At 61.4% G+C, this 25,379-nt stretch carries 25 protein-coding genes; 8 read left to right on the top strand and 17 right to left on the bottom strand.

Translation table 11 applies throughout. The features are described from left to right. The first annotated feature begins 15 nt into the window (after positions 1–15). Positions 16–1,641 carry a glucose-6-phosphate isomerase gene (gene pgi / locus JTP94_RS04925; protein WP_204849416.1) on the top strand — a complete coding sequence of 542 codons (1,626 nt, stop codon included), beginning with the start codon at positions 16–18 and terminating at the stop codon, positions 1,639–1,641. 145 nt (positions 1,642–1,786) lie between these two features. Here the strand turns inward: pgi and JTP94_RS04920 are convergent, their stop codons facing one another. From JTP94_RS04920 to JTP94_RS04910, 3 genes are all read right to left on the bottom strand, one after another. Further along, positions 1,787–2,713: a carbohydrate kinase gene (locus JTP94_RS04920; RefSeq protein ID WP_204849415.1), complete on the bottom strand. Its 927-nt coding sequence runs from the start codon at positions 2,711–2,713 to the stop codon at positions 1,787–1,789. A gap of 77 nt (positions 2,714–2,790) precedes the next feature. Continuing rightward, a complete protein-coding gene (locus tag JTP94_RS04915; protein ID WP_204849414.1) occupies positions 2,791–3,489 on the bottom strand; it encodes an orotate phosphoribosyltransferase in 699 nt (232 codons plus the stop codon). Between the two features lie 134 nt (positions 3,490–3,623). After that, on the bottom strand, positions 3,624–4,274 hold the full coding sequence (locus JTP94_RS04910; protein ID WP_204849413.1) for a TetR/AcrR family transcriptional regulator: 651 nt from the start codon (positions 4,272–4,274) through the stop codon (positions 3,624–3,626). Between the two features lie 99 nt (positions 4,275–4,373). Between JTP94_RS04910 and JTP94_RS04905 the strand changes: the two genes are divergently transcribed. Further along, positions 4,374–5,198, top strand: coding sequence for an NAD(P)H-binding protein (locus JTP94_RS04905; protein ID WP_204849412.1), 825 nt, complete (start codon positions 4,374–4,376; stop codon positions 5,196–5,198). A gap of 2 nt (positions 5,199–5,200) precedes the next feature. Beyond that, on the top strand, positions 5,201–5,680 hold the full coding sequence (locus JTP94_RS04900; RefSeq protein ID WP_204849411.1) for a DUF1772 domain-containing protein: 480 nt from the start codon (positions 5,201–5,203) through the stop codon (positions 5,678–5,680). Between the two features lie 42 nt (positions 5,681–5,722). On the opposite strand, the gene JTP94_RS04895 is transcribed toward JTP94_RS04900, so the two are convergent. The 6 genes from JTP94_RS04895 to JTP94_RS04870 all read right to left on the bottom strand — a co-directional run bounded on the left by JTP94_RS04895 (position 5,723) and on the right by JTP94_RS04870 (position 11,942). Further along, on the bottom strand, positions 5,723–6,874 hold the full coding sequence (locus JTP94_RS04895) for a GGDEF domain-containing protein (protein ID WP_204849563.1): 1,152 nt from the start codon (positions 6,872–6,874) through the stop codon (positions 5,723–5,725). A gap of 201 nt (positions 6,875–7,075) precedes the next feature. Beyond that, entirely contained in the window at positions 7,076–8,116 is a 1,041-nt protein-coding gene (gene pyrC / locus JTP94_RS04890; protein ID WP_204849410.1) for a dihydroorotase, read from the bottom strand. A 143-nt stretch (positions 8,117–8,259) separates the two neighbouring features. After that, positions 8,260–8,892, bottom strand: a complete 633-nt coding sequence (locus tag JTP94_RS04885) for a nucleoside triphosphate hydrolase (RefSeq protein WP_204849409.1) — start codon at positions 8,890–8,892, stop codon at positions 8,260–8,262. Next, entirely contained in the window at positions 8,889–9,698 is an 810-nt protein-coding gene (locus JTP94_RS04880) for an ATP-binding cassette domain-containing protein (protein WP_204849408.1), read from the bottom strand. The genes JTP94_RS04885 and JTP94_RS04880 overlap by 4 nt, the downstream gene beginning before the upstream one ends. Further along, positions 9,674–10,738 (bottom strand): ABC transporter permease, encoded by a 1,065-nt coding sequence (locus JTP94_RS04875; RefSeq protein ID WP_204849407.1) that lies wholly within the window; start codon positions 10,736–10,738, stop codon positions 9,674–9,676. The genes JTP94_RS04880 and JTP94_RS04875 overlap by 25 nt, the downstream gene beginning before the upstream one ends. Positions 10,739–10,916: 178 nt before the next feature. Next, positions 10,917–11,942: a sugar ABC transporter substrate-binding protein gene (locus JTP94_RS04870; RefSeq protein ID WP_204849406.1), complete on the bottom strand. Its 1,026-nt coding sequence runs from the start codon at positions 11,940–11,942 to the stop codon at positions 10,917–10,919. A 254-nt stretch (positions 11,943–12,196) separates the two neighbouring features. On the opposite strand from JTP94_RS04870, the gene JTP94_RS04865 reads away from it, so the two are divergent. Beyond that, positions 12,197–13,444 (top strand): ROK family transcriptional regulator, encoded by a 1,248-nt coding sequence (locus JTP94_RS04865; RefSeq protein WP_204849405.1) that lies wholly within the window; start codon positions 12,197–12,199, stop codon positions 13,442–13,444. Further along, the gene (locus JTP94_RS04860) at positions 13,428–13,862 is read left to right on the top strand and encodes an RbsD/FucU family protein (protein ID WP_204849404.1); all 435 of its coding nucleotides are present in this window, start codon (positions 13,428–13,430) and stop codon (positions 13,860–13,862) included. Before JTP94_RS04865 ends, JTP94_RS04860 begins: the two co-directional genes overlap by 17 nt. Positions 13,863–14,077: 215 nt before the next feature. On the opposite strand, the gene JTP94_RS04855 is transcribed toward JTP94_RS04860, so the two are convergent. From JTP94_RS04855 to JTP94_RS04830, 6 genes are all read right to left on the bottom strand, one after another. Beyond that, positions 14,078–15,115, bottom strand: coding sequence for a proline racemase family protein (locus tag JTP94_RS04855; RefSeq protein WP_204849403.1), 1,038 nt, complete (start codon positions 15,113–15,115; stop codon positions 14,078–14,080). A gap of 33 nt (positions 15,116–15,148) precedes the next feature. Then, the gene (locus JTP94_RS04850; RefSeq protein WP_204849402.1) at positions 15,149–16,396 is read right to left on the bottom strand and encodes an FAD-binding oxidoreductase; all 1,248 of its coding nucleotides are present in this window, start codon (positions 16,394–16,396) and stop codon (positions 15,149–15,151) included. A gap of 127 nt (positions 16,397–16,523) precedes the next feature. Further along, positions 16,524–17,828 carry an alpha/beta hydrolase gene (locus tag JTP94_RS04845; RefSeq protein WP_204849401.1) on the bottom strand — a complete coding sequence of 435 codons (1,305 nt, stop codon included), beginning with the start codon at positions 17,826–17,828 and terminating at the stop codon, positions 16,524–16,526. A gap of 586 nt (positions 17,829–18,414) precedes the next feature. Continuing rightward, positions 18,415–19,296 (bottom strand): aldo/keto reductase, encoded by an 882-nt coding sequence (locus JTP94_RS04840; RefSeq protein WP_204849400.1) that lies wholly within the window; start codon positions 19,294–19,296, stop codon positions 18,415–18,417. 243 nt (positions 19,297–19,539) lie between these two features. Next, positions 19,540–20,193 carry a TetR family transcriptional regulator gene (locus JTP94_RS04835; RefSeq protein ID WP_204849399.1) on the bottom strand — a complete coding sequence of 218 codons (654 nt, stop codon included), beginning with the start codon at positions 20,191–20,193 and terminating at the stop codon, positions 19,540–19,542. An 11-nt stretch (positions 20,194–20,204) separates the two neighbouring features. Continuing rightward, complete coding sequence (locus tag JTP94_RS04830; protein WP_204849398.1) at positions 20,205–20,903, bottom strand: class I SAM-dependent methyltransferase; 699 nt, start codon at positions 20,901–20,903, stop codon at positions 20,205–20,207. Between the two features lie 228 nt (positions 20,904–21,131). On the opposite strand from JTP94_RS04830, the gene JTP94_RS04825 reads away from it, so the two are divergent. Then, entirely contained in the window at positions 21,132–22,079 is a 948-nt protein-coding gene (locus tag JTP94_RS04825; protein WP_204849397.1) for an oxidoreductase, read from the top strand. A gap of 69 nt (positions 22,080–22,148) precedes the next feature. Here JTP94_RS04825 and JTP94_RS04820 read toward each other — a convergent pair whose 3' ends face one another. Next, a complete protein-coding gene (locus tag JTP94_RS04820) occupies positions 22,149–22,613 on the bottom strand; it encodes a BA14K family protein (protein ID WP_204849396.1) in 465 nt (154 codons plus the stop codon). A gap of 144 nt (positions 22,614–22,757) precedes the next feature. Here JTP94_RS04820 and JTP94_RS04815 point away from each other — a divergent pair, with 144 nt between their 5' ends. Continuing rightward, entirely contained in the window at positions 22,758–23,207 is a 450-nt protein-coding gene (locus JTP94_RS04815; RefSeq protein WP_204849395.1) for a MarR family winged helix-turn-helix transcriptional regulator, read from the top strand. After that, entirely contained in the window at positions 23,204–24,760 is a 1,557-nt protein-coding gene (locus JTP94_RS04810) for an MDR family MFS transporter (protein WP_204849394.1), read from the top strand. The genes JTP94_RS04815 and JTP94_RS04810 overlap by 4 nt, the downstream gene beginning before the upstream one ends. Before the next feature lie 122 nt (positions 24,761–24,882). Here the strand turns inward: JTP94_RS04810 and JTP94_RS04805 are convergent, their stop codons facing one another. Further along, complete coding sequence (locus tag JTP94_RS04805) at positions 24,883–25,308, bottom strand: helix-turn-helix domain-containing protein (RefSeq protein WP_204849393.1); 426 nt, start codon at positions 25,306–25,308, stop codon at positions 24,883–24,885. Positions 25,309–25,379 lie beyond the last annotated feature (71 nt).

Genomic DNA, 25,379 nt, shown 5'->3' with positions numbered 1-25,379 from the left:
CGCAAGGAGCCTCCCATGAACGCCCTCGTCGAACAACTGAAGAGCACCGCATCGGCAACGAAGGCCACCGATATCCGCGCCGCCTTTGCCGCCGATCCCAAACGCTTCTCCCGCTTCAACGCTTCGTTCGACGATCTGCTGATGGACTATTCCAAGACCGCGGTGAACGACGATGTCCTCGTCCTTCTCGAAAAGCTCGCGGCCGAAGGCGGCATTGCGGCCAAGCGCGAAGAGATGTTCTCGGGCGTCGCCATCAACTTCACCGAAAACCGCGCCGTGCTGCACACAGCACTTCGCAACCGCTCCAATACGCCGGTCCTCGTCGACGGCAAGGATGTCATGCCTGACGTCAACGGCGTGCTGGCAGCCATGGGTAAGTTCGCCGACGGCATCCGCTCCGGCGCGCTGAAGGGCTCGACCGGCAAGGCGATTACCGACGTCATCAACATCGGCATCGGCGGCTCCGATCTCGGCCCGGTCATGGCGACGCTGGCGCTCGCGCCCTTCCATGACGGCCCGCGCTCCCATTTCGTCTCCAACATCGACAGCGCTCACATTGCCGACATTCTGAAGCTCGTTTCGCCGGAAACGACGCTGTTCATCGTCGCATCGAAGACCTTCACGACAATCGAAACGATGACCAATGCCCAGACGGCGCGCAAGTTCATCGCCGATGCGCTCGGCGAGGCCGCGGTGCAGCACCATTTCGCCGCCGTTTCGACGGCGCTCGACAAGGTTGCCGCCTTCGGCATCGACAGCGAACGCGTCTTCGGCTTCTGGGATTGGGTCGGCGGCCGCTACTCGATCTGGTCGGCCATCGGCCTGCCGCTGATGATCGCCGTCGGCCCGGAAAACTTCGGCAAGTTCCTGGATGGCGCGCATGCGATGGACAACCATTTCCGCAAGGCGCCGTTCAAGGAAAACCTGCCGATGCTGCTCGGCCTCATCGGCTTCTACCATCGCAACGTGCTCGGCTATCCGACGCGCGCCATCCTGCCCTATGACCAGCGCCTGTCGCGCTTCCCGGCCTATCTGCAGCAGCTCGACATGGAATCGAACGGCAAGGGCGTCACCATCGATGGCACGCCGGTCGAAGGCAATTCCGGTCCGGTCGTGTGGGGCGAGCCCGGCACCAACGGCCAGCACGCCTTTTACCAGCTCATCCACCAGGGCACGAGCGTCATCCCGGCCGAATTCATGATCGCCGCGAACGGCTTCGAGCCGGAGCTGCGCTACCAGCATCAGCTGCTCATGGCCAATTGCCTGGCGCAGTCGGAAGCGCTGATGAAGGGCCGGACCTTCGCGGAAGCCAAGGCGCAGCTCACCTCCAAGGGCATGGACGACAAAAAGGCCGATTTCATCGCGCCGCACCGCGTCTTCACCGGCAACCGCCCGTCGATCACCTTCGTCTACGACAAGCTGACGCCCTATGCGCTCGGCCGCCTGATCGCGCTCTATGAACACCGCGTCTTCGTCGAGGGCGTCCTCTTCCGCATCAACTCCTTCGACCAGTGGGGCGTCGAGCTCGGCAAGGAACTGGCAACCGGCCTGCTGCCTGTTGTCGAAGGCAAGGAAAGTGCAGCCGGCCACGATTCCTCGACGCAGGGGCTGGTGGCTGCGCTGGCAAGCCGCGCGAAGTAAGGCGCTTATTCACCTCCCCCTTGAGGGGGGAGGTCGCCGCGAAGCGGCGGGTGGGGGTGACAACGGCTCTCCGCGCCGGAACGCCTAAAGGATCACCCCACCCCGGCACTGCGTGCCGACCCTCCCCCTCAAGGGGAGGGTTAAATTAAAGCCCGATCTCACTTGCCCAGGGCGGGTTGGCACCTGCACGAGACACCGTAACAGCCGCAGCCTTTGCGCCGAGCGCCAGCGCATCCTGCAGCGCCTTTTCGTCCAGGGCGGCGACTTGCGCCTTGGTCAGCAGGCCGTTCATCTTCAGTGATGCCAGAATGCCGGCGTCGAAGGTGTCGCCGGCTCCGACCGTGTCGACGACGGTGACGCGCTCGCTCGGAACCGTGACTTTCAGCGACTTCGTATAGCCCGTAGCACCCTCGGCACCCTTGGTGATGACGATGAGCTTGGCGCCCTGGTTCAGCCAGTGGGCAGCCAATTCGTCATGGTTTCCAGCGATGCCGAACCATTCCAGATCCTCGTCCGAGAATTTCAGGATATCGGACATGGCCGCCATGCGGCCGATGCGCCCCATATGCGCCTGCTTGTCCTTGATGAAGCTGGGGCGGATATTCGGATCGAGCGAGATCACCCGGCTTTGATATTCGCGCTTCATCAGCGCCTCGTAGGTCTCGCCGCACGGGTTGGGGATCAGGCTGATCGCACCGAAATGCAGGGCTTCGCAATCATCGCCGAGGGTCGGCAGGTCGGCCCCGGTGATCATGCGGCCGGCGGAGCCTTCGTCGTAGAAGGCATAGGTCGCCTGGCCGTTGACGAGCTTGACGAAAGCGATCGTGCTCGGACGGGGAGCGATGGCGCAATAGCTGTAATCCACCTTGGCGGCCGCAAGCGTCTCGCGCAGGATATCGCCCATCATGTCGTCGGCGATGCCGGTGAAGAAACCCGTCGGCACGCCGAGACGGCCAAGCGCAATCGCGGTGTTGAAGATCGCGCCGCCGGCATAGGGGGCAAAGCCCTTTTCGCCCTGCGTCGTATCCCGCGGCAGCATATCGATCAAAGCTTCGCCACAGCACAATATCATTCCGGCCTCCCAAAGAGCGCGTCTGTCGTGTCCAGTCTCATAAATCGATTAGATAAATTCATGGCAAAAGCAAAGCATCACTTTTTGGGAAGCTCCGAAACGCCGCCATTCCGTCCCGACCAGACAAGCGGCGCGTTGAGAAAGGCTTCGACTTCCTCGAGCGTCTTGTCGTCGAACAGCTTCTGTTCCCTGGCGACAGCAAGCACATCGCGCCAGGTGGCGATATGATGCAGCCGGACCTTGCCGTTGGCAAACCGCTCCTTCGCCTCCGGGAAGATATCATAATAAAACAGCGCCATGCCGTGCTCGACAATGCCCCCGGCGGCGCGGATGGCATCGATGAAAGTGAACATGCTGCCGCCGGCCGTCGTCAGGTCCTCGATGACGAGCACGCGGGCGCCGTCGGGCATATGGCCTTCAATCTGGGAATTACGACCATGACCCTTCGGCTGCTTGCGGACATAGATCATCGGCAGGTTCAGCCGCTCGGCCAGGAAGGCAGCGAAGGGGATGCCCGCGGTCTCGCCGCCGGCAACGCAATCGAACTGTTCGAAGCCGGCATTGCGGACGATGAGGCTGGCGGCGAAATCCATGACCGTCGAGCGGATGCGCGGATAGGAGATCAGCTTGCGGCAGTCGATATAGACCGGGCTCGCCATGCCGGAGGCCAGCCTGTACGGCTTGTCGGCGCTGAAATGCACCGCCTTGATCTCCCAAAGCATCCTGGCGACCAACTCAGCCATGACGGCGCGATCGGAAAAAGTCATCTGGGTCATGCGGGCCTCCTTCGCAGCTGGAATGTTTCAGCGGCAATAGCAGCTAGCGGCAATGGTTTCCAGACGAATAGAAGGTTTTGCATGCATCCGCCATCGGCATGGCCGGATTGCCAACATGCAGCAGTTTGGAGCGTCTATTGGACTGCGCCGAGATCGGCAGGCAGCATCGCCTTAAACAGCGCGATCGCCCTGTCGCCCTCTTCCTTCTCGATCGAGATCGCATAGCGAACCGCGGCCGCGACCAGCTGCATCGTCAACCGGGCGATCCGTGCGAGTTCCATATCGTCACGCTCAGGCCAAAGACGTTTAAGGACGGCAAGAAAGGCCTGTGAATGCCATTCCATGTCCTCGGCATCGACCTGCTGCAGCAGCTTGTCCGCCTGGGTGGCGTGCCAGATATCGCGCATGACGGGCTCGCCAAGAAACATCGCATAATAGCCGTCGACAATGCGACCGAGCCCAGCCTGGAGGTCATCGGTACTCTTTATTGTCAGCAGCTCGTCCTCGACGCATAGTCGCCCCTGCTCGTTGAAGCGCTCGGCCAAGACGCGGATGATCGCCGTTTTGTCGGGGAAATATTGATAGAGCGAACCGAAGGACACATCCGCTTTCTCGACGATTTCTCCCATGCGCAGCGCATCGCTGCCATTCCTAGCGATCAGCTCCGTCGCCACGGCCAATATGCGCTCGACGCGTTCGCGGCCGCGCTGCTGGCTGGGGATGCGACGCGGGGTGCCTGCCTCATCCTTGCTACGCCTGCGTCTCGCAACCGGTTCCTGCGCCATCTCATTCCTCGTCTGCCACCGTTGACAATCCATATAAGAGAGTTTATCACATTTTGCAAATGAGAGAGTTTATCACATTTTGAGATGGAGGAGCCTGACATGCAGATTTCAACTGTCGCCATCATCGGCGGATTGGGAAAAACCGGCGGTCGCGTTGCCGAGCGCCTGAAAGATCGCGGCATCGATGTCCGCGCCGCTTCGCGCTCGACGACGCCCGCCTTCGATTGGCAGGACCGCGACACATGGCATCAGGCGCTGGAAGGTGCCTCCGCCGCCTATGTCACGTTCCAACCAGATCTCGCTGTCGCCTGGGCGGCGGAGGCGATCTCGGCCTTCGCAAAGACGGCGGTCGAGGCTGGTGTAGGGCACATCGTCCTGCTCTCTGGCCGTGGCGAGGACGGAGCTGTCCTCAGCGAACAGGAACTCAAGGCTGTCGGTGTGGACTACACCGTGCTTCGCGCCAGCTGGTTCAACCAGAATTTCAGCGAGGGCGCTTTTCTGGACGGGCTTCTCCAGGGAAAGCTAGCATTGCCGGTCGGCGATGTGCCCGAGCCTTTCGTCGATGCCGCCGATCTTGCCGACGTCGCGGTCGAGGCCCTTACCAATCCGCGCCACCGCAACCAGACCTATGAGCTGACGGGACCTCGCGCCCTGACGTTCCGCGACGCAGTTTCCGAAATCGCGGCGGCTTCCGGGCGGGCCATAGACTACGAGAGGGTCCCGATAGATACTTTCATGGCTGAAATGACCGCAACAGGTCTGCCGCGCGAGACGACCGATCTTCTGCATGAACTCTTCACGCAGGTTCTGGACGGGCGCAATTCGCGCGTCGAGGATGGCGTCAGACAGATCCTTGGAAGGCGGCCGAGGGATTTTTCCGATTATGCCCGAGAAACGGCCGCAAGCGGCATCTGGAGCATCTAGCCATGACCTTTCCGATCACGAATATAGCCCTTATCGTCGCGGCCCTCGGCAGCGGCCTTATCGCCGGAATCTACTTTGCGTTTTCGACATTCATCATGCAGGCCTTTGCCCGCCTTCCAGCAGATCAGGGAATCGCTGCCATGCAATCGATCAACACGACGATCGTGCGCTCGCCCTTCATCGTGCTGTTTCTGTTGACGGCCGCCCTATCGGTGTTCGTTGCTGTCATGGCAATCCTTTATTGGCGGGGCGGTGTCAGCGTGCTGATGCTGACAGGCGCCGTGCTCTATATCGTCGCCAGCTTTCTTTCGACCATGGTGTTCAACGTGCCGCTGAACGACGCCCTGGATAAGGTCGATGGCCACACGGCTGAGGGCGCGCAACTATGGTCGAGCTATCTCAGCGATTGGACGCGGTGGAACCATGTGCGCACGCTGGCATCCCTGCTTGCGGCATGCGCCTTCGTGCGGGCCCTGTTCTGAGCGTTCCATAAAGGCTACCAGCGTTTCTAACGAAATGTTTTGCTAGACTGCGTGCAGATAGGCCGCGACCTCGACACGGTTGCGGCCATTGCGCTTCGCCTCATAAAGCGCCTTGTCGGCGGCGCGAAGGACATCATCGAAGCCGACCCCTTCGACCGTGCCGGTCGCAACACCCGCGCTGACCGTGCAGGTCAAGGATTTGTCGTCAATGCTGATTGTTCGTGCCGCAAAAGCATCGCGCACCCGTTCGGCAACCTGCTCGGCGCGGCCGGGCAGCGTATTGTCGAGCACAAGCGCAAACTCCTCGCCGCCGAGCCGAGCCACCGTGTCCGAAGCGCGCAAGCCCGCGGATAGGTCCTGACCGAAAAACTTGAGCACGAGATCGCCGGCAGCGTGGCCATGCTGATCGTTGATCGTCTTGAAGCGATCGATGTCGAAGACGATGACAGCCATCGACGGACCGAAGGAGCGGCCGCCATGGAGATTGAAAAGCGCGCGGCGGTTCAGCAGTCCGGTCAGCGCATCGGTGATCGCCTCCTGCCGGTGCAGCGCGGCCTGACGCCATTGATGCAGAGCGAGCGACAGCGCGCCGATCCCGGTCATTCCGGCAATGCAGACAGCAAGGCTGAAATCTTCCGCCCAATTATCCGGCGCATGGCCAAGCACGAGCTTGCCGTCCGCGATCAACACAGCCGCGCAAAGTGCAAAGGAGATCGCGGTCAATGTGTAAAGCGCGGTAATGCCATAGAGCGGCGTGGGCGCCTCATGGCGGCTCAGCCAATATTCACGCGCGGTCAGCAGCAAGAGCAGGCTGATGACGACGTTATCACCGATGAAAGCCAGGCCGTCATAACCGACAAGCATGGCGGGCACCGACGCTGCGATACCGGTGAGGCAACCAAACAAGAAGCGAATTTTCGAAAGGCGGCGGGTGCGAAACTGGTGACCGGCCACCCAGATCGTCGCGAAGCCGATGAAGAACAACACAAAAGTCAGAATGGCAAAAATCGGCCGCGGCCTGTCGACATAGGCGCCATATATGAAAATGCCGGCCACGATTGGCACCAGGCCGGCAGAGCACGTCAGCAGAAAGGTATCAGGCCGGCGAGAAAACCAGCTTCCCACCAATGTGACCGCGAGGCAGGACGCGGAAACGCCAAGGGCGAGAAGGAGGGAATTGTAATCGACCAGCATCATGCTCTTTCGACGGTCTCATCATTACCGTAGGGGATCAGTGACAGGCTAGCCCTCAAGGGGTATCGAATTGGTTACGGCAAATAATAAAGAAAATGCATTTAAATAAAATATACGTCCCATTTAGCGGCAAGACACGAATACTTTACCGCTAATATAGATCATTAAATTAACTTATGCTTATATACTCAAAATCTGAACTCAGCCTTCGACATCCCAATGCAACGAGAACATCGGGTCGAACACCGTGACGGGGCCTGCACCGGTCTCTATCTTTTCAGGGAAAGTGACCGCTTCCGGCCGGCGTACCAGCGTGATCCGGTCCTCATTGACAGGCAGTCCATACCAGGCCGGCCCGTTCAGCGAGACAAAAGCTTCCAGCCTGTCCAGTGCATTCTCCTGCTCGAAGACATGCGCGAGGCAACTCATCGTGTTGATCGAAGTATAGATGCCGGCGCAGCCGCAGGCGCATTCCTTCAGCGGATCGACATGTGGAGCCGAATCCGTGCCGAGGAAGAACCTGATATCGCCGCTCGCGGCGGCCGCGCGCAGCGCCTGGCGGTGGCTTTCGCGCTTGGCGACGGGCAGACAATAGTAATGCGGACGAATGCCGCCGACGAGGATGGCGTTGCGATTGATGATCAGATGATGCGTCGTGATGGAGCCGGCGAGATTAGCCTTTGCCGATTTGATGTAGTTCACGCCGTCCGATGTCGTCACATGCTCCATCGTCACCTTCAGCTCCGGCAGGCGCTTTCGCAACGGATCGAGCACGGTTTCGATGAACACGGCCTCACGATCGAAAATATCCACCTCCGGCGTCGTCACCTCGCCATGGACGCAGAGCGGCAGGCCGATCTTCGCCATGCGCTCCAATACCGGCATTGCCTTGTCGAGATTGCGCACGCCGCCATGGGAATTGGTTGTCGCCCCCGCAGGGTAGAGCTTGACGGCCGTAATCAGACCACTCGTCTTGCCTGCCTCGACATCGTCGGGGCTGGTGTGCTCGGTGAGATAGAGCGTCATCAGCGGCTGGAAGCGGGCGCCGGTCGGCAATGCCTTCAGGATGCGCTCGCGATAGGCGGTCGCATCCGCCGTGGTCACGACTGGCGGCACGAGATTGGGCATGATGATGGCGCGGGCGAAATGCCTGGAGGTGTCGCCGATCACGCCTTCGAGCATGGCTCCGTCACGCAGATGCAGATGCCAGTCATCGGGACGGCGGATGGTGAGCTTTTGCATGGGCGCGACCTCTGGAATGGGAGCATGATCTCTTCCGAAAACCGCTTCACACTTTTCGGGATCACGCTTTGTGCTGTCGCGCTTCGATAGCATCAACCGCCACCGCAAAACAATCCGCGACGGTGGTTAAATGATGGCGAGGTTTAATCCTGCACGATGTCGATGGTGACGTCGGCCGGGCGACGGTTTTCCAGGATCAGCCGGCCGTTCGGCAGATCATTGCCGTAGACCTTGGCGCGGGCTGCCTCGTCGTCGAGATCATAGCCCTTCCAGCGCTCCCAGAGCCGCTGCTCCAGCACTTCCATCGGCGGCGCCAGCATGATCGAATAGTCGAACATGCCTTCAAGCTCCGCCCATTTTCCCTGGCTGAACAGCAGATAGTTTCCCTCGATCACGATGAACCGGTGATCCGGCGAAACGACGCGGGCCGATGCGATGGCAATCTCGCGAGAGCGGTCGAAGACCGGCACGAGCACCTCCTGATCGGCAGCCCGCACAGCCCTGACGATATCGAGAAAGGCGCGCACGTCGAAACTTTCGGGCACGCCCTTCCGCTTCAGAAGCCCCTTTTCGATCAGGACGGCATTGTCCATGTGGAAGCCGTCCATCGGCAGGACCTCGGCGCTTTCGCCTTTGGCCTTCAACGCCTCGACGACGTTATCCGCCAGCGTCGATTTACCGGCGCCAGGCGGGCCGGCAATCGCCACCAGGATACGTTTTGCGTTGCCGGCGCGTGCAACGATCTCGCCGGCGACGTCCTCGAGCGCAACACTCATGCAGCGACAGTCTCCACCGGCGGAGCCTTGGCGCCGGTCATGAAGGCAACGGCATCGGACATGGTGTATTCCTTGGGATTGATCACGGTCAAACGGCGTCCGAGGCGATGGATATGGATGCGGTCCGCCACCTCGAAGACATGCGGCATATTGTGCGAGATCAGCACGATCGGCAAGCCGCGAGCCCGCACGTCGAGGATGAGTTCGAGAACCTTGCGGCTTTCCTTGACGCCGAGTGCCGCCGTCGGCTCGTCCATGATGACGACCTTGGAGCCGAAGGCGGCGGCACGTGCCACGGCCACGCCCTGACGCTGACCGCCGGAGAGCGTTTCCACCGCCTGGTTGATGTTCTGGATCGTCATCAGGCCAAGCTCGGTGAGCTTGTCGCGGGCGCGCTTTTCCATCGCCGGCCGGTCGAGCATACGGAATACCGAGCCGAGAATGCCGGGCTTGCGGATCTCGCGACCGAGGAACATGTTGTCCGCGATCGAGAGCGCCGGCGATAGCGCGAGGTTCTGATAGACCGTTTCGATGCCGGCCTCGCGCGCTTCCATCGGCGACCTGAAATGGACAGGCTTGCCTTCCAGCATGATCTCACCTTCATCGGGTGTGACCGCGCCGGAAATCGCCTTGATCAGCGAGGATTTTCCCGCGCCGTTGTCGCCGATGACAGCAAGGATTTCGCCGGGGTAAAGATCGAAATCGGCATTGTCGAGCGCAGTCACGCGTCCATAGCGCTTGACGAGGCCACGCGCGGTGAGAAGGGGTTCGCCAGTCGTGGTCATGCCGATACCTTTCTGATCCATTGATCGATCGCGACGGCGCCGATGATGAGCACGCCCGTCAGGAGGACCTTCCACTGCGGATCGGCTCCGAGCATGTTGAGGCCCATGGATACGACGCCGACGATCATCGCGCCGAACAGAGCGCCGAGGATCGAGCCACGGCCGCCGAAGAGCGAGATGCCACCGATCACGGTCGCGGTAATTGCCTGAAGATTGAAATCCGTCACAGCCGAAGATGGTGAGACCGAGCCGTTACGGCCAATCGAAACCCAGGCGGCAAAGGCCGCGATCAGCCCCGAAACGCCGTAAACAGCAAGCAGCACCTTCTTGGTCTGGATGCCCGACAATTTTGCCGCCTCCGGATCATCGCCGACAGCATAGACATGCCGGCCCCAGGCTGTGTGATTGAGAATATACCATAGCACCAACACCAGCAGCACCATGGCGATGACACCGAGCGTCAGCACCGCGCCGCCGAGCCGGAAGCTGATCGCGAAAAAATGCAAAAGCGGCGCCTTTTCATCGACATCGGTGTCGCGGATGGTCTCATTGGCGGAATAGATGAAATTCGTCGCCATGACGATATTCCACGTGCCGAGCGTCACGATGAACGGCGGCAGCTTCATGTTGGCGACAAGGAAACCGTTGAGCAATCCGCAGATACCGCCCGCAACCATGCCGGCAATAATGGCGATCGGCGTCGGCAGGCCGTAGGTGACGGCGACATTGCCCATGACGACGGAGGAAATGACCATGATCACGCCGATCGAAAGATCGATGCCAGCGGTCAGGATGACCAGCGTCTGCGCCGCGGCGAGAATGCCGACGATGGCGATCTGCTGCAGGATCAGCGTCAGCGTGTAGGCGGAGAAGAAACGGCCGCCGATGGCAAAGCCGAAGATGATGATCGCCAGCACCAGCACGATCAACGGCACGGCGGCCGGCGTCGAATGCAAGAAATGCTGCACGCGTTTGAGAAGAGAGACATCCTGGTGCTCGAACGAGGCAACATTCTTGTCGCTGCCGTCGAGAGCACGCTCGAATTCCTGTGCTTCGGTCATTGTATTCCTCCGCTGCCGCGCCGAATTATACGCGGAAACCGCCGGCTGTTGAAACCGGCCGGAGCGAGAGCCCGGCCGGCGTTGATGTCAGGAAGGCACGATCGCGAACCGAAGGACCGCTTCAGCGAAAAGCGTGAAGCGGTTTTCCGATAAGATCACGCCAAGTTCAGGATGAGGCTTAGCCCCAGCACTTGGCGGTGCCTTCCTTGGTGTCGATCGACTTCACGCCAGAGACCGGCTTGTCCGTCACCAGCGAAACGCCGGTATCGAAGAAGGACTTGCCTTCGGTCGGCTTCGGCTTTTCGCCAGAGTCGGCGAACTTCTTGATCGCCTCGACGCCGAGGGCCGCCATCATCAGCGGATATTGCTGCGACGTCGCGCCGATCACGCCTTCCTTGACGGACTTGACGCCCGGGCAACCGCCGTCAACAGACACGATCAGAACCTGCTTTTCCAAGCCGACGGCCTTCAGGGCCTGGTAGGCGCCGACGGCAGCCGGTTCGTTGATGGTGTGGATGACGTTGATGCTCGAATCCTTCTGCAGGAGGTTTTCCATGGCCTTGCGGCCGCCTTCCTCGTTGCCGTTGGTGACGTCATGGCCGACGATACGCGGATCGGTTTCGTCGCCGATCTTGTTCGGATCCTTCGGATCAATGCCGAAGCCGATCATGAAGCCCTGGTCGCGCAGCACGTCGACGGAAGGCTGCGACGGCGTCAGATCCAGGAAGCCGACCTTGGCGTCCTTCACCTTGTCGCCCAGCGTTTCCTTTGCCCACTGACCGATCAGCTTGCCAGCGAGAAGATTGTCGGTGGCAAAGGTCGCATCAGCGGCATCGGCTGGCTCCAGCGGCGTGTCGAGCGCGATGACCAGCAGGCCGGCATCGCGTGCCTTCTTGACCGAAGAAACGATGCCCTTGGTATCGGAAGCGGCAATCAAAATGCCCTTCGCGCCATCGGCGATGCAGCTTTCGATCGCGGCGACCTGGCTTTCGCTGTCACCATCGATCTTGCCGGCATAGGACTTCAGCGTCACGCCGAGTTCCTTCGCCTTGGCGGTTGCGCCTTCCTTCATCTTGACGAAGAAAGGGTTAGTGTCGGTCTTGGTGATGAGGCAGGCGGATACGCCGGCGGCCTTCGCCGGCGCTGCAAAGGCGACGCCGATCGCTAGAGCGGCGAGTGCTGCGGAAATAACAGATTTCTTCATTCAATCCTCCCGATGTTTGAAAAGCCGGACCTTCCCGGCGAGCCGCGGGCCCTGTCCGAACCCGGTTTAAAGATGCGCCATGCCTGTCAGATTGTTTCCGGTGGACCTCCTCCAAGGTCATATGCACATCCTCGACGGCCCATATCTGAGCCTAAAGATTTCCCGCTGTCAATAAATAAATCGGATTGAATTATTAATTGGATGTGGCATTCTCGGGAAAAATAAGGCATGGCCATGGTGGAAGGAGCAGGCCCATGTCTCTCGTGCATGACCCGGAGGACACACCTACAGCACCGATGATTCTCGACCCGAGCGGGGGCGCGAACCAGATTGGCGTGCGAGCCCATAACGAGCGGCTCGTGCTGTCGCTTGTGCGCCGTCACAGCGCGCTGTCGAAAGCGGATATCGCTCGGCGCAGCGGCCTCTCGGCGCAAACCGTTTCAGTTATCATGCGGGCGCTGGAGAAGGACGGGCTGCTCTCACGAGACGCGCCGGTGCGCGGCCGCGTCGGACAGCCATCCATTCCCATGCGGCTCAATCCGGATGCGGTGCTCTCCTTCGGCGTCAAGATCGGCCGGCGCAGTGCCGATCTGGTGCTGATGGATTTCGTCGGCGGAATCAGGATGCAACTTCATCAGATCTACCCCTACCCGCTGCCGCAGGACATTATCGCCTTCGTCACGGCCGGCATCCAGGAGCTCGAGGGGCGCCTCAGCAGCGACGAGCGGCGGAAAATTGCCGGGATCGGCGTCGCCGCGCCGTTCGAGTTGTGGAACTGGGCGGAACAGGTGGGTGCCCCGGCCGGAGCGATGGACGTATGGCGCGGCTTCAACCTGCAGACAGAGATCGCCTCGCGCGTTGCCTATCCCGTCTTCCTGCAGAACGACGCCACCAGCGCTTGCGGCGCCGAGCTCGTCTTCGGCGTCGGCTCGCATTATCCGGACTTCGTCTATTTCTTCATCGGCTCCTTCCTCGGCGGCGGCATCGTCCTCAATTCCTCGATCTTCGTCGGCCGAACGGGCACGGCCGGCGCGCTCGGCCCGCTGCCGGTGCGCGGCCGCAACGGCGAGAACCGCCAGCTTCTGGAAATCGCTTCGATCTTCGTGCTCGAAAACCTGTTGAAGGACCACGGCTTCGACCCGCGCCCCCTCTGGTACTCGGCCAACAACTGGATCGATTTCGGCGAGCCTTTGGAAATCTGGATCCAGGACACGGCCAAGGCGCTGGCGCAGGCGATCGTCGCATGCGCCTCGGTCATCGATTTCAGCGCTGCCGTCATCGACGGCGGCTTCCCGGATTGGATACGGGAACGCGTGGTGCGCGCGACCATCAAGGCCGCCTCGGCGCTGGACCTGCAGGGCGTCGTCATGCCCGACATCATCGAGGGCGCGGTGGGGCCGCAGGCACGTGCCATCGGCGGCGCCAGCCTGCCGATCTTCGCCCGCTACCTCATCGACCAGAACGTCCTCTTCAAGGAGATAGAGCATGCTGAAGGGCATTGACCCGCTGTTGAGCCCCGAGCTTCTGGCAACCCTGCGCGCCATGGGCCACGGCGACGAGATAGCCCTCGTGGACGGCAACTATCCCGGCCTCGAACACGGGCGCCGCCTTATCCGCCTCGACGGCCACGGCGTCATCCGCGTGCTTGATGCCGTGCTCAGCGTGCTGCCGATCGACGATTTCGTGCCGCAGGCGATCTTCCGGGCGACCGTCCGGCAGGATCGCGACGCCGTCGATCCGGTCCATGCCGAGATGATCGAGTGCTGCGCCCGGCATGTGCCCGACATCAAGGTCGTGCCATTGCTGCCGGCGGAATTCTACGAGCGCGTCGAGCAGGCGCATGCGCTGATACAGACCAGCGAGCCAAGGCTCTATGGCAATATCATCCTGCGCAAGGGTGTGATCTATCCAGCGAAATAGCAGGGCAGCCCCTCATCCGGCCTCCTGAGCTTGTCGAAGGGCGGCCACCTTCTCCCCGCTCGCGGGGAGAAGGGGATGGACGCAGCCGCAGCCTTCCTTCCAGCGATTTGCTTAGACGAGAATGCAGAGCTAGTCCCCTCTCCCAGCATGCGGGGAGAGGGTGAGGGTGAGGGGCAAAACTCTCCATGCGAACGGAACCGATTCCTTGTCTGCCCTCAAATATCCCCCGCCGAAGGCCCCCAGACATCCGTCATCGCAAAGCCTTCCGCCATCGGATCGAAGGGATCGAGCGCCACCTGGCTCAGGCCGAAGGTGAAGCCTCGGCCGGTGATTGTCGGGATGATGGCCGGCTTGCCGGCAACTTCGGTCACCGCCTGCAGGCCCACCTCGAACTCCGAACCGATGATCGAGCGGGACTTGAAGACATCGCCGACCTTGGCCTTGCCGCGCGCATGCAGTGTCGCCAGGTTGGCGGAATTGCCGGTACCGCAGGGCGAGCGATCGGCGCGGCCGGGCCACATGGTCGTGCAGGTGCGGATGGCGCCATCGGCATCGATGTCGCGGAACATCACGTAGGCGACGCCGGAGATCGCCGGGATTTCCGGATGGACGACCGACATCGTGCGGTTGATCATGTCCTTGAGGATCATGCCCGCCTGAACGAGATCAGCAGCATTGGCTTTCTCGATCGTCACACCGATCTGGCCGACATCGACGAGCGCATAGAAGATGCCGCCGTAGCAGAGGTCGAGCTTGATCCTGCCCCATTGCGGCGTGTCGATCTCGACATCCAGTTCATGCACGAAGGAGGGCACCATGGTTAGCCGCACCTTCTCGCATCGGCCGTCGCGGCAGGTGGCGGTTGCCCTGACCAGACCGGCGGCGGTTTCGAGCGTCACCACCGTTTCCGGCTCCTTCATCTCGACGATGCCGGATTCAAGCAGGGCCGTGGTTACGCAGATGGAATTGGAGCCGGAGCTTGCATGCGCCTGATCCGGCTGCAGGATGACGAAGGCGGCATCGGCATCGGGATGCTTGGCCGGCAACAGCAGGTTGACGGAGCCGATCGGCGCACCGCGCGGCTCGAGCACCAGGAAGCGACGCAACTCCTCGCCCTTCGGATCGGTGTTCAGCCAATGCAATTGCTCGGCAATGCTGTTGCCGGGGATCTTCGGCACGCCGCCGATGGCAACCCTGCCGATCTCGCCCTCGCAATGAACATCCAGCAACTGGATCGTGCGTTTCCATCTCATATCGTTTGCTCCAATCCGGACATCGGTCTTGTCCTAGTAGCGGTTGATGCGGAACGGCGTCATATCGACAGCAGGGGCGATGCCGGTCATCATATCGGCCATCAGCCGCGCTGTCGTCGCCGAAAAGGTCAGCCCGAGATGGCCGTGGCCGGTCGCGTACCAGACACCCGGAACACGCGACGACGGCGAGATGATCGGGATCGTATCCGGCAATGCCGGGCGATGACCCATCCAATCCTTGGCATCTTCCACCTGCAATCCGGGCAACGCTCTTTGGGCGTGACGGACGAGAATGCGGGGACGGCGATAATCCGGCGGCGCATCGAGGCCGGCCAGCTCGACATTGCCGCCCACGCGGATGCCGCCGGCCGTCGGCGTCACCATGAAGGCGCGGCGCGGCCAGATGATGGAATAGCGCATGGCGATGCCGGGCTTCATGATCTGCGTGTGATAGCCGCGTTCGGTCTCCAGCGGGATCGGCTCGCCGAGAGCGGAAGCGATAAACCGCGTGCGCACGCCGGCGGCAAGCACGATATCGTTGGCTTGAAGTCGGGTTCCGTCCTCGAACAACACGGCCACGTCGCCGTCCGACTGACGCTCCACGGTTCGCACTGTCCCGGAGACGAAGGTCGCGCCGAGCGCCTTCGCCGCCGCCATCAGCGTGAGCACGAGCTTATAAGGGTCGCGGATGGATTTGTTGTCCGGCAATAGCACGGCCTTGGCAATGGCGGGAGAGAGAGCGGGCTCGTGATCGCGGATTTCAGCGCCAGAGAGAACCCGGTGTTCCATGCCATAGCGCTGCATCAGCTCAATATGCGCGCGCTCGCCGGCAAATTCCGCTTCGGTCTCGTAGATCGAGAGGCACCCCTCCTCCGTCATCAGCTCAGGCGCGCCGGCAGCGGCAAGCATCGCCCTAAAATCGGAAAGGGCATGACGCGACAGGCTCATGCCGGCATCCTCGATCTCGCGAAGCCGCGAAGGGCGACCAGCTGCGATGAAACGCAGGAACCAGGGCAGCATCTTCAGCGCATAGGGGGGTCTCAGCCACACGGGGCCTTGCGGATCCAAGAGCCAGCCCGGAATCTTCGACCAGGTGGAGGGGCCGGAACCGGCGGCAAAATCGAGCGCGATGCTTGCCATGTTGCCGAAGGAGGTGCCCTCCCCTGGCCCCGCCCTGTCCACCAATGTCACCTGCCGGCCACGCCGCTGCAATTCCAACGCGATCGCCGCGCCGATGACGCCGGCGCCGACAATGATGACCGTACGCTTGTTTTCGCCCATGCCGAAAGCCCATCCGCAAAGTGCCGCCATGTCCGATATGGCGCGACTCTGTGATATATCAGATCAGCCAGACTGGCTATGGAGTTTCGAAAAGGCGGCGGAAAGTCCTTGGCGTGTGATGGGGGCTTTACTGCCCCAATGCCTCTCCGACATTGCTGCCCGTCGTCTGAACGCTATCGCCGACGGAACCGACCGTATTGCCGGCGGAAGCACCGACGCGGCGCAATTGCTCACCGTAGTTCGCACGCGTTCGAGGGTCGAAGATGGCGATCGGGGCGCTGATGGCAGCGCCAGCCACGCTGCCGACGGTTTGCGCGGCACCCATGGCAACCGCGCCGACGGCATCGCCGATACCGACATCGGAATCAGTGATCGTCTGGCCCGCAATCAGCCGGGCACCGATCAGCTTCACCACCTCGGGGCTCTCGGCGAACTTGCCGTGATTCAAGCTGTCGCCGGTCTTGAGCTTGGTGAGATCGAGCACGGTGATCCCCTGCTTTTCCAGCTCGCTGCGATAGGGCTCGGCTGCGGGATCGATCTGGCCCAGGCGATCGATATTACCGGAAATGCGCCGCGAGAGCGACAATGCCCGGTCGTCGCGCGAGACAAACAGCGTGAAATGCGGCTTGTCCTTGCCAAGCGCTGCAAACTGCCGGCCGAAGACATCGACGTCGAGATCGGGCGAAGCGAGAATGACATTGTTGATCTTCGGCGCGACGCGGCCGTTGCGGATCGCCATTTGCCTGAGGGATTCGACTGCAAGCCAGCTGCCCATCGAATGCGCCATGACCGTGATGTCGCCGACAGAAGGATCGGCTGCGACGCGGCGCAGCAGCTCTTCCAGCGAGTCACGGGAATAGTTGGTGCTTTCCTTGTCGTAGGCATAGTCGAAAATGCTGGCCCGCGACGGCCAGGTGAAAACGATGGGCGCGACTTCGGCATGCGAATCGTGAACGATCTGCGCGAAGCGATAGACCGCATCCTCATAGCGGTTGTTGAAGCCATGCACGAAGATCAGCACACGCTTGTTCTTCCGCAGCTCCGCATGCAGCCAGGCTCGCCCGTCTGCTTCGGTCGGTATCGGCTTGACGGCAGTCGTCACGAAATTCTTCAAGGGGTCGCCCGGCAGGCGGCTCGGCCATTGCACCTGACCGACCTTGCGATTGGCTTCCGGCGGGATCGAGACGCTGACCGCATCCACCTTCAGTCCGGGACCGCGTTCGCCTGAAAACAGGATTGCCGGATCCTTGTCCGGCAAGCGCGTGGTGGCGACCAAGAGATCGACCTTCGACGTCCCCGGGACATTTTCACTGATCGGCTGCATGACCCCGATCGGACGGCCACAGGCCACGAGTGACAGCGTCACGACGACGGCGACAGTCCGGAGAAGCACGCTTCCCCATCGGCCCGAACCTGCCACGCGCTGCATCATGCAACCTCTTCCTACGCCTGAATGTCGCGCCACTCTACGCATCGATGCCTTCGGTGCAAGCGGCTCAGGCCGTTCTTGGCCATATGATGCGGCGCTAATTCACGACGCATTGCAAAGGCGCAACGCCATGATCGAGGGCGGCATGTCACTGGTGATAGAAGAAAAAAAGAGCCCGACGCGGGAGGAGGATGCATCGGGCTCTTGATTCGGATTGGCAACTGGGAGGAGGAGGAGTGTTGCCAATCAATGAAGGAGCGCTGGGAGGAGGAGGTGCGCTACCTTCGATGAAATAAATAAAACGCCGGCGGGGACCTGAACAGACCGGCCTTCGCAATGCAGCAATGCGCTGAGCGCATTGCTTTTGTTCACATATCCCGAAAATGCCGCATAGCACTGGCAATCATGGCATTCTGCCGCCTATTTTACAGCCGTCGCATGGCCGAGAACCACGATTCACATGATCGTGATCACGCATTTCGACATGTCATTCGATGAAACTCCGCCATGAAGCGGCGGAGATATTTCCGCCGCCGCCCCTGCGCTTTCGATTCGCGGCCTCGGCCTTGTTCGCCGAAGCTGGAGGGTCTCAAGCCGCCTTGAACGCTTTCCGGCCCTCGGCATCCAGAGCCGCGAATTCCTCGTCAGAGAGGACAATGTTGACGGCGGCGGTATTTTCTTCCAGGTGCTTGACCTTGCCCGTGCCGGGGATCGGCAGCATCACAGGGCTGCGCTTTAGCACCCAGGCAAGGGCGATCTGGCTCGGAGCGGCATTGTGCTTCTTGGCGATAGTGTCGAGAAGCGAGCCTTCCTTGGCGAGGTCGCCCGCGGCAAGCGGGAACCAGGGGATGAAGCCGATATTGTGCTTCTCGCAATAATCGAGCACGTCTTCGCTGGTGCGATCAACGAGATTGTAGCGGTTCTGCACCGTCACCACCTTGAAATGCTTCGATGCCGCCTCGATGTCGGCGACAGACACCTCGCTCAAGCCCGCATGGCGGACGATCCCGGCGGCGAGCAGAGACTTCACGGCGTCGAACTGTTCAGCCGCCGGCACCTTCGGATCGATGCGGTGAAGCTGCCAGAGATCGATCCGGTCGACACCGAGATTGCGCAGGCTCTTGTGCGCCTGCTGGATCAGATATTCCGGGCGGCCGACAGGTACCCAGACATTGGGGCCGGTTCGCGTCAATCCGGCCTTGGTGGCGACGACAAGGCCATTGCCGTAGGGGTGCAGCGCCTCCTTGATGAGGCGTTCGGAAACATCGGGGCCATAGGAATCGGCCGTGTCGATAAAGTTTATGCCGAGTTCCGGCAGGCGCTTCAGGGTGCGGACGGCTTCGTCGTGGTTTTCCGGCTCGCCCCAGATACCGGACCCGGTAATGCGCATGGCACCGAAGCCGAGACGATGGACGGGGAGGTCGCCGCCGATCTTGAATTGACCGGACTTGGCTGCGTCGAAATCTGACATGGTTATAGTCCCTTTTGCTGGTCTGAAATGTATCTGGCTTTTTTGGCATTCGAGCAGGCCGAGGTTTCTCGGGCAGGTCGAGCTTCTCGCGAGGGGGAATGAGGCCGCGACTTGGAAAAAGATGGGGCGGCGGGTTGGCAGATGCAATGCGCTCCCGCGTAACGAATTCATCCTTGCGAAATGCGGGGATCGACGCCGACCATTCCGAGGCAGCTGGCGATGGGCCGTTCGCCCGCATCGAGATTACCGCGCGGGCACGTGTTGGCGCGCTTGCGTACCCAGATCGGCAAGAGCTGTCCAAAGCTCGTCGAACATGCTGCGGGCGAATTCTTCCAGCGACATATCCTGCCGCCCCGCGCCCCAGCGCTCGCCGCCGATGCGCAGCATGCTGACGACGGCTGCCGACAGCAGGTTAAGGCGGAACCGCTCCTCGTCGCCGCCACGGCAACGGGCATGCAGCGCGTCCGCCAGCTTCCTCTCAAGCTTGGCATATTTCAACTGATCGCGGGCGCAAAGAGTGGGGGTATCGCGGATCAAGGCGGCGATGGCGAGGTTCTTCGGATCCGAGATAGCGACGCGGAGCGCCGCATTGACCGCTGCCTCGATGACATCGACGATGGCCGCATCCTTGGGCTGAGCAGCAACCGCCTCGATCAACTCACCAGAGAAACTATCCTGCCAGGCAGCGACCACATCTTCCTTGCTCGGGAAATAATCGAAAAAGCTGCGCTTGGACACATCGGCAGCCTCGGTGATGTCCTCGATCGTGGTGCTGTCAAAGCCGCGCTCCAGGAAAAGCCCCAGGGCGGCGGTTTCGATGCGCTCGCGGGTCTGGCGGCGCTTGCGCTCCCGCCGGCCCTCCTTCACGACGACATCGACATCAGGCATATCCGCCATCTTACCCCCCGCTATGCACTTGCTTCGGGCCGCCCCATATCGGCCTTGCCGGCTTCGGGCGCATAGGCGGCGATTCCAGCATTCCCCTCGGTGCTACGATATTTGGAGCCGCCGATTGAGATCTCCAGCGGATTCTGCCGTGATATCCTGTAGACACCGGCCGGCGGTATGTTGCGCACCGTGCCGCCGATGCGTGTCCCCTTCAGGCCGAGGCTTTCGAGGATGGACCGCGAAATGGGGCAACGCGGACCGTAGGTGAACTGATAGAAGGCTCCGCCCGGCTTCATCGTCTCGAAGGCTCCGCCGACAATCGCCGCGATCTTGGCGGGCGGCATGGACAATAGCGGCAGGCCGCTGATCACAGCGCCGAAAGGCGCATCCTCAAAGAGGCCGCACTGGCCGAGTTGCGCCGCATCCATCTGCACCACGCGAGCCTCCGGAAAGCGGTCGCGCAGACGAACGGCAAACTCCTCGCCGAACTCGACAAGGGTCAGAGCGCTTTCCGGAATCCCGCGCGTCAGCAGCGCGCGGGTGAAAACACCCGTGCCCGGGCCGAGTTCGAGGATCGGGCCGTCGAGCGGTTCGATCTCCTGAGTCATCAGCCTGGCCAGGCGTTCACCCGAGGGCGCGACCGCCGCGACACGCAGGGGATCGCTTACCCAGGAGCGGAAAAACTGCACAAAATCAGAGCATGAGGTCTTTGTCGTCATTCCGTGAATCCAATCTCCGGCTACGATAGCAAATATGGCGCGATCAGGGCCGAGCAGCATGGCATTTCGAAGGCGCTCCACATCATTTGGCCATCGAGAACCGTTGATATGCAAGCACAATCCCGGATTTCTATTGCTGCGTATTTTCAGTAAATACAAACTTGCATTTAGTGCAAGATATGACCAGATACAATGGGCGATGCCAAATCCCTCCACAGGAGTTCCGCAATGCCCGACTGGACAGTGAAAGACATTCCTCCGCAGACAGGCCGAATTGCAGTTATCACCGGCGCCAATAGCGGTATCGGCTACGAAGCCGCCAAGGCGCTGGCCGGCGCTGGCGCAAAGGTCATCATCGCCTCACGCAACGAGAAGAAGGGTTCCGAGGCGCTCGCCAAAATCCGCGCGGCAACATCAGGCGCAGACGTTGCCTTCGAGCCCCTTGATCTCGCCAGCCTCGATTCGGTCGCGCGCACGGCCGATCGCATCGCAGCCTCCGTGCCGCGCATCGATCTGCTCATCAACAATGCCGGCGTCATGGCCATTCCTGATCGCCACGAGACGGAAGATGGCTTCGAGATGCAGATGGGCGCCAACTATATCGGTCACTTCGCCTGGACGATGCGACTGCTGCCCAGGGTTTTCGATGCCGACAACCCCCGTGTGGTCACAGTCAGCAGCCTGGCGCACCGCAGCGGCAGGATCAATTTCGAAGATCTGCAATGGCGGAAAAAATATGGGGCCTGGCGTGCCTATTGCCAGTCGAAGCTGGCGACGCTGTTGTTCAGCTCGGAACTCGACCGCATCGCCCGCGCCGAGGGCTGGAAGCTGAAAAGCATCGCCGCCCATCCCGGCTACTCGGTCACCGGTCTGCAGACCGCAGGCCCGCGCATGGGCCGCGACAAGGCAAGCTCTTTGGAATTCCTGATGAAATTCATGGAACCGATATTCTCGCAGACGGCTGCCGCCGGCGCTCTGCCGACCCTTCTTGCCGCCACTTCGCCTGAGGCAGAAGGCGGCGCCATGTATGGCCCGAACGGCTTCTACGAGCTCAAGGGGCCGCCGGTCCGTGCCAAAATCGCCGCCCATGTCCGCGATCCCGCCATCTGGCGGCGGCTTTGGGATGTCTCGGAGCAACTGACAGGATTGAAGATGCCTATCCCCGCAACTGCGTGACATGCGTCCCTCTCCGCGGGCGCGGAGAGGGACTTCATGCATTCAACCCATTGGCAACTCACTGGCAACTCACTGGCTGACGCACTGCCGGCGCGGACCATTGGTCGGCTGATAGGTGTTGTCAGAAGCGCGATAGGACTTGTACCGGCTCGCGCACCAGCGAACATGAGCGCTGCCGTGGGGCGGACGAGCGACGGCTCCGCCAACAATTGCGCCGGCGGTGAAGGCGGCCAGCGGATACCAGAAACCATCGTTATAGCGGCGATAACCCGGGCGGGCGTAGCGATAACCGCGATGGCCGTGCCAGTAGCCGCCGCCATAATGCGGACGATAGTGAGGACGGTAGTGCGGGCGATAATGGGGACGGTGACGACGATATTGCACGTCGGTCACGCCGGCAGTTTGGCCGGTCGTCTGCAGGATCGCCGGCTGCACCATCGGCTGGATCGGCCCCGCAACGGCGGGATCAAAGGATGTAACGGCAAGCAGGGCACTTAAGGCGGTAACTGTCACGGTCGTCAGGAATCGTTTCACAGCTCTTCTCCTCCAGAGACGTAATCAGAACGAACAACGCGCAATGATTGAAAATGTTTCACAATATTACCGCTTGCGCAAGTAAAAGAGACGCGATAGGTCTATAGATAGGAAGCCTACCTATCTAATATTGATTGAGACTCCATGACCAAACCCGACCCCCATCATGTGCTTGAAGAATCACATGCGCTCGCCGAGGCGCTGCGCCCTGCTCTCCATCGCCTGTACCGGCAATTGCGGCGCGAGAGCGACGATCCCGGACTTTCACCTCTGCATGCCCTGCTGCTGCTCGCCATCACGCGCGAACCCGGCATCGGCGTCGCCGAACTGGCCCGGATGGAGAAGCTGCGCGGGCCGACGATATCCGGGCATGTGAAGGCGATGGAGCGGGACGGTCTCATCACTCGCTCGGAGCCCGACCCGAGCGATCGGCGCCGCAACGGCCTGATCGCGACCGCCAAAGGAAAAGAGCTGATGCGGAGCATGAAACAAAAGCGGACCGACTGGCTCGCGTCCGAACTGGCCAAACTATCGCCTGACGAACGCGCTGCCATTCGCGCCGCGGTCGGGCCACTCGGGGAGATCGGGCAATGAGCGGCGAGCGTCTGAATGCAATTCCCCCATCGGCGCCGGCTACGAGCGATCCGCCCGATCGTCGCGAGATCCGCGCCGTCATTCTCGGCTTGATGATCGTTCTCGGCCTTGGCGCCATCGACCAGAGCATCGTGGCAACCGCTTTGCCGCGCATCGTCAGCGATCTTGGCGGCCTGACGCATCTGTCCTGGGTCGTCAGCGCCTATGTGCTCGCCTCGACCAGCACCATGCCGCTCTACGGCAAGCTCAGCGACCAGTACGGCCGCAAGCCGATGATCTACGCAGCGATCCTGATCTTCCTGCTCGGCTCGGTCTTGAGCGGCATGGCACAGACGCTGATGCAGCTCATCATCTTCCGCGCGATCCAGGGCATCGGCGCGGGCGGATTGCTGCCACTTGCGCAGATCATCATCGGCGACATCGTGCCGCCGGCCAAGCGCGGGCGCAATCAGGGCTCGATCGTCGCCGTCTTCGCCGTGTGCAGCGTCATCGGCCCGATCGCCGGCGGCGTCATCACCGATCTCTTGTCGTGGCACTGGATCTTCTACGTCAACCTGCCGATCGGCGCCGTCGCCCTCGTCATGATCGGCCGCGCGCTGAAGCGACCGCATCAGGCGCGGAGCCGCCGCATCGACTATCTCGGCGCTGTCTTGCTGACGGCCTGCACGACCAGCTTCCTGCTGGTGCTGGCGCTCGGCGGCAACGAATGGGCCTGGGATTCGCCGGAGATTTTCGGCCTGTCCGCAGCCGCCCTCATTCTCGGCGTTCTCTTCGTTCTCCATATCCGGCGGGAGCCCGAACCGGTGCTGCCGCCCGATCTCTTCCGCAACCGGCTGTTCGTCGTCGCCTGCCTCGTGCTGGCCCTGACCTTCATGGGCATGCTCGGGGCAAGCCTCTTCTTTCCGCTGTTCTTCCAGATGGTCATGGGTGTCAGCCCTTCGCACTCCGGCCTGCTGACCGGCCCGCTGATGGTCGGCGTCGTCATCTCGTCCATGGTCAACGGCCGCGTGCTACTGCATCGCTTCGGACGCTACAAGCCCGCCCAGCTATTCGGTCTGAGCCTTGCGACGGTAGCCTTCGCGACGCTCGCCTGGGCGGCCGCCACCAGCCAGGGCTTTATGGTGATCGAGCCAGCCGTCTTCGCCCTTGGCCTCGGACTTGGACTTGTCATGCCCACCATGACGATCGCGGTGCAGAATGCCCTGCCCTTTGCCCATCGCGGCGTCGGCACGGCGACGCTCGCCTTCTTCCGCTCGCTCGGCGGCCTCATCGGCGTCACCGGCTCCGGCGCCATCCTCGCCTATCGCGTACAGAACGCCGGCGGCCCCCTGGACGGTCTTCATATGTCGTCATTGACCGAAGCCGGCATGAAGCAGCTCGCCACCACCTCCCCCGAAGCCCATGCCGCGGCCATAGCGCTCTACCGTCACGCCATTGCCATGACCTTCACGATGGGGACGGCCATCGTCGCATTGGCGCTGGTCGCGCTGCTGTTCCTGCCGGAATTGCCATTGGCGACGGAGCATGGAGAAGGAGCGATACGCCGGGGCTGATCGGCGCGCGAGAGAATGACTACTGCCAAACGGTACTTTTCAGTCCTGCCATACCAAAGCTCGAACGCAATTTCCTGAAAAGCGGATGAGGCTTGAAGGCGATCTCGATATGCCGAGTTTGGTCAGCTATCCCGTTCCCGCGTATCATAGCGGATGCGGGCTGCGACGATTTCCCGTTGATTGTTTTCCGTCCAGTTGACCAGCGACTGGATCGTTTCGTGCAGGGTGCAGCCGAGCGACGTCAGCCTGTATTCGACGCGAGGCGGCACCACCGGGAACACGGTCCGTTGGACGATACCATCACGCTCCAGGTGCCGCAGCGTATTTGTCAGCATACGCTGGCTGATGCCCTCGATGCTCTTCTTCAGCTCGGTGAACCGCAATGTACGCTTTTCAAGCAGGGCAATGACCAGCAGCGACCATTTGTCGGCGATCCTGTCGAGGATCTGCCGTACTTCGCAGCCCTCGCGCTGATCCCACTGGAGAACATCGTATTCCCCATCGGTGCCGCAGCAATCACTCGGTGAGTTTGAAGTGCCTTCCTCCATGGTTGCGGAATATGCCCTACCTCAGAGTCGGTTACAAGAAGTAACTGAGCTGCATTTTGGTAATCGACATG

This window comes from Martinezella lusitana (assembly GCF_016901135.1).
GTDB classification, from domain to species: Bacteria; Pseudomonadota; Alphaproteobacteria; order Rhizobiales; family Rhizobiaceae; genus Rhizobium; species Rhizobium lusitanum_D.
This window is presented reverse-complemented; position numbering and strand designations above follow the sequence as displayed.

Coding starts and splice junctions, on each gene's coding strand:
- JTP94_RS04920 (WP_204849415.1), bottom strand. CDS start 2,713: ATGATATTGTGCTGTGGCGAAGCTTTGATCGATATGCTGCCGCGGGAT.
- JTP94_RS04825 (WP_204849397.1), top strand. CDS start 21,132: ATGCCCGACTGGACAGTGAAAGACATTCCTCCGCAGACAGGCCGAATT.
- JTP94_RS04865 (WP_204849405.1), top strand. CDS start 12,197: ATGTCTCTCGTGCATGACCCGGAGGACACACCTACAGCACCGATGATT.
- JTP94_RS04885 (WP_204849409.1), bottom strand. CDS start 8,892: ATGAGTGTTGCGCTCGAGGACGTCGCCGGCGAGATCGTTGCACGCGCC.
- pgi (WP_204849416.1), top strand. CDS start 16: ATGAACGCCCTCGTCGAACAACTGAAGAGCACCGCATCGGCAACGAAG.
- JTP94_RS04875 (WP_204849407.1), bottom strand. CDS start 10,738: ATGACCGAAGCACAGGAATTCGAGCGTGCTCTCGACGGCAGCGACAAG.
- JTP94_RS04900 (WP_204849411.1), top strand. CDS start 5,201: ATGACCTTTCCGATCACGAATATAGCCCTTATCGTCGCGGCCCTCGGC.
- JTP94_RS04850 (WP_204849402.1), bottom strand. CDS start 16,396: ATGGGCGAAAACAAGCGTACGGTCATCATTGTCGGCGCCGGCGTCATC.
- JTP94_RS04815 (WP_204849395.1), top strand. CDS start 22,758: ATGACCAAACCCGACCCCCATCATGTGCTTGAAGAATCACATGCGCTC.
- JTP94_RS04830 (WP_204849398.1), bottom strand. CDS start 20,903: ATGACGACAAAGACCTCATGCTCTGATTTTGTGCAGTTTTTCCGCTCC.
- JTP94_RS04845 (WP_204849401.1), bottom strand. CDS start 17,828: ATGATGCAGCGCGTGGCAGGTTCGGGCCGATGGGGAAGCGTGCTTCTC.
- JTP94_RS04805 (WP_204849393.1), bottom strand. CDS start 25,308: ATGGAGGAAGGCACTTCAAACTCACCGAGTGATTGCTGCGGCACCGAT.
- JTP94_RS04915 (WP_204849414.1), bottom strand. CDS start 3,489: ATGACCCAGATGACTTTTTCCGATCGCGCCGTCATGGCTGAGTTGGTC.
- pyrC (WP_204849410.1), bottom strand. CDS start 8,116: ATGCAAAAGCTCACCATCCGCCGTCCCGATGACTGGCATCTGCATCTG.
- JTP94_RS04910 (WP_204849413.1), bottom strand. CDS start 4,274: ATGGCGCAGGAACCGGTTGCGAGACGCAGGCGTAGCAAGGATGAGGCA.
- JTP94_RS04905 (WP_204849412.1), top strand. CDS start 4,374: ATGCAGATTTCAACTGTCGCCATCATCGGCGGATTGGGAAAAACCGGC.
- JTP94_RS04870 (WP_204849406.1), bottom strand. CDS start 11,942: ATGAAGAAATCTGTTATTTCCGCAGCACTCGCCGCTCTAGCGATCGGC.
- JTP94_RS04855 (WP_204849403.1), bottom strand. CDS start 15,115: ATGAGATGGAAACGCACGATCCAGTTGCTGGATGTTCATTGCGAGGGC.
- JTP94_RS04835 (WP_204849399.1), bottom strand. CDS start 20,193: ATGGCGGATATGCCTGATGTCGATGTCGTCGTGAAGGAGGGCCGGCGG.
- JTP94_RS04895 (WP_204849563.1), bottom strand. CDS start 6,874: ATGCTGGTCGATTACAATTCCCTCCTTCTCGCCCTTGGCGTTTCCGCG.
- JTP94_RS04880 (WP_204849408.1), bottom strand. CDS start 9,698: ATGGATCAGAAAGGTATCGGCATGACCACGACTGGCGAACCCCTTCTC.
- JTP94_RS04810 (WP_204849394.1), top strand. CDS start 23,204: ATGAGCGGCGAGCGTCTGAATGCAATTCCCCCATCGGCGCCGGCTACG.
- JTP94_RS04860 (WP_204849404.1), top strand. CDS start 13,428: ATGCTGAAGGGCATTGACCCGCTGTTGAGCCCCGAGCTTCTGGCAACC.
- JTP94_RS04840 (WP_204849400.1), bottom strand. CDS start 19,296: ATGTCAGATTTCGACGCAGCCAAGTCCGGTCAATTCAAGATCGGCGGC.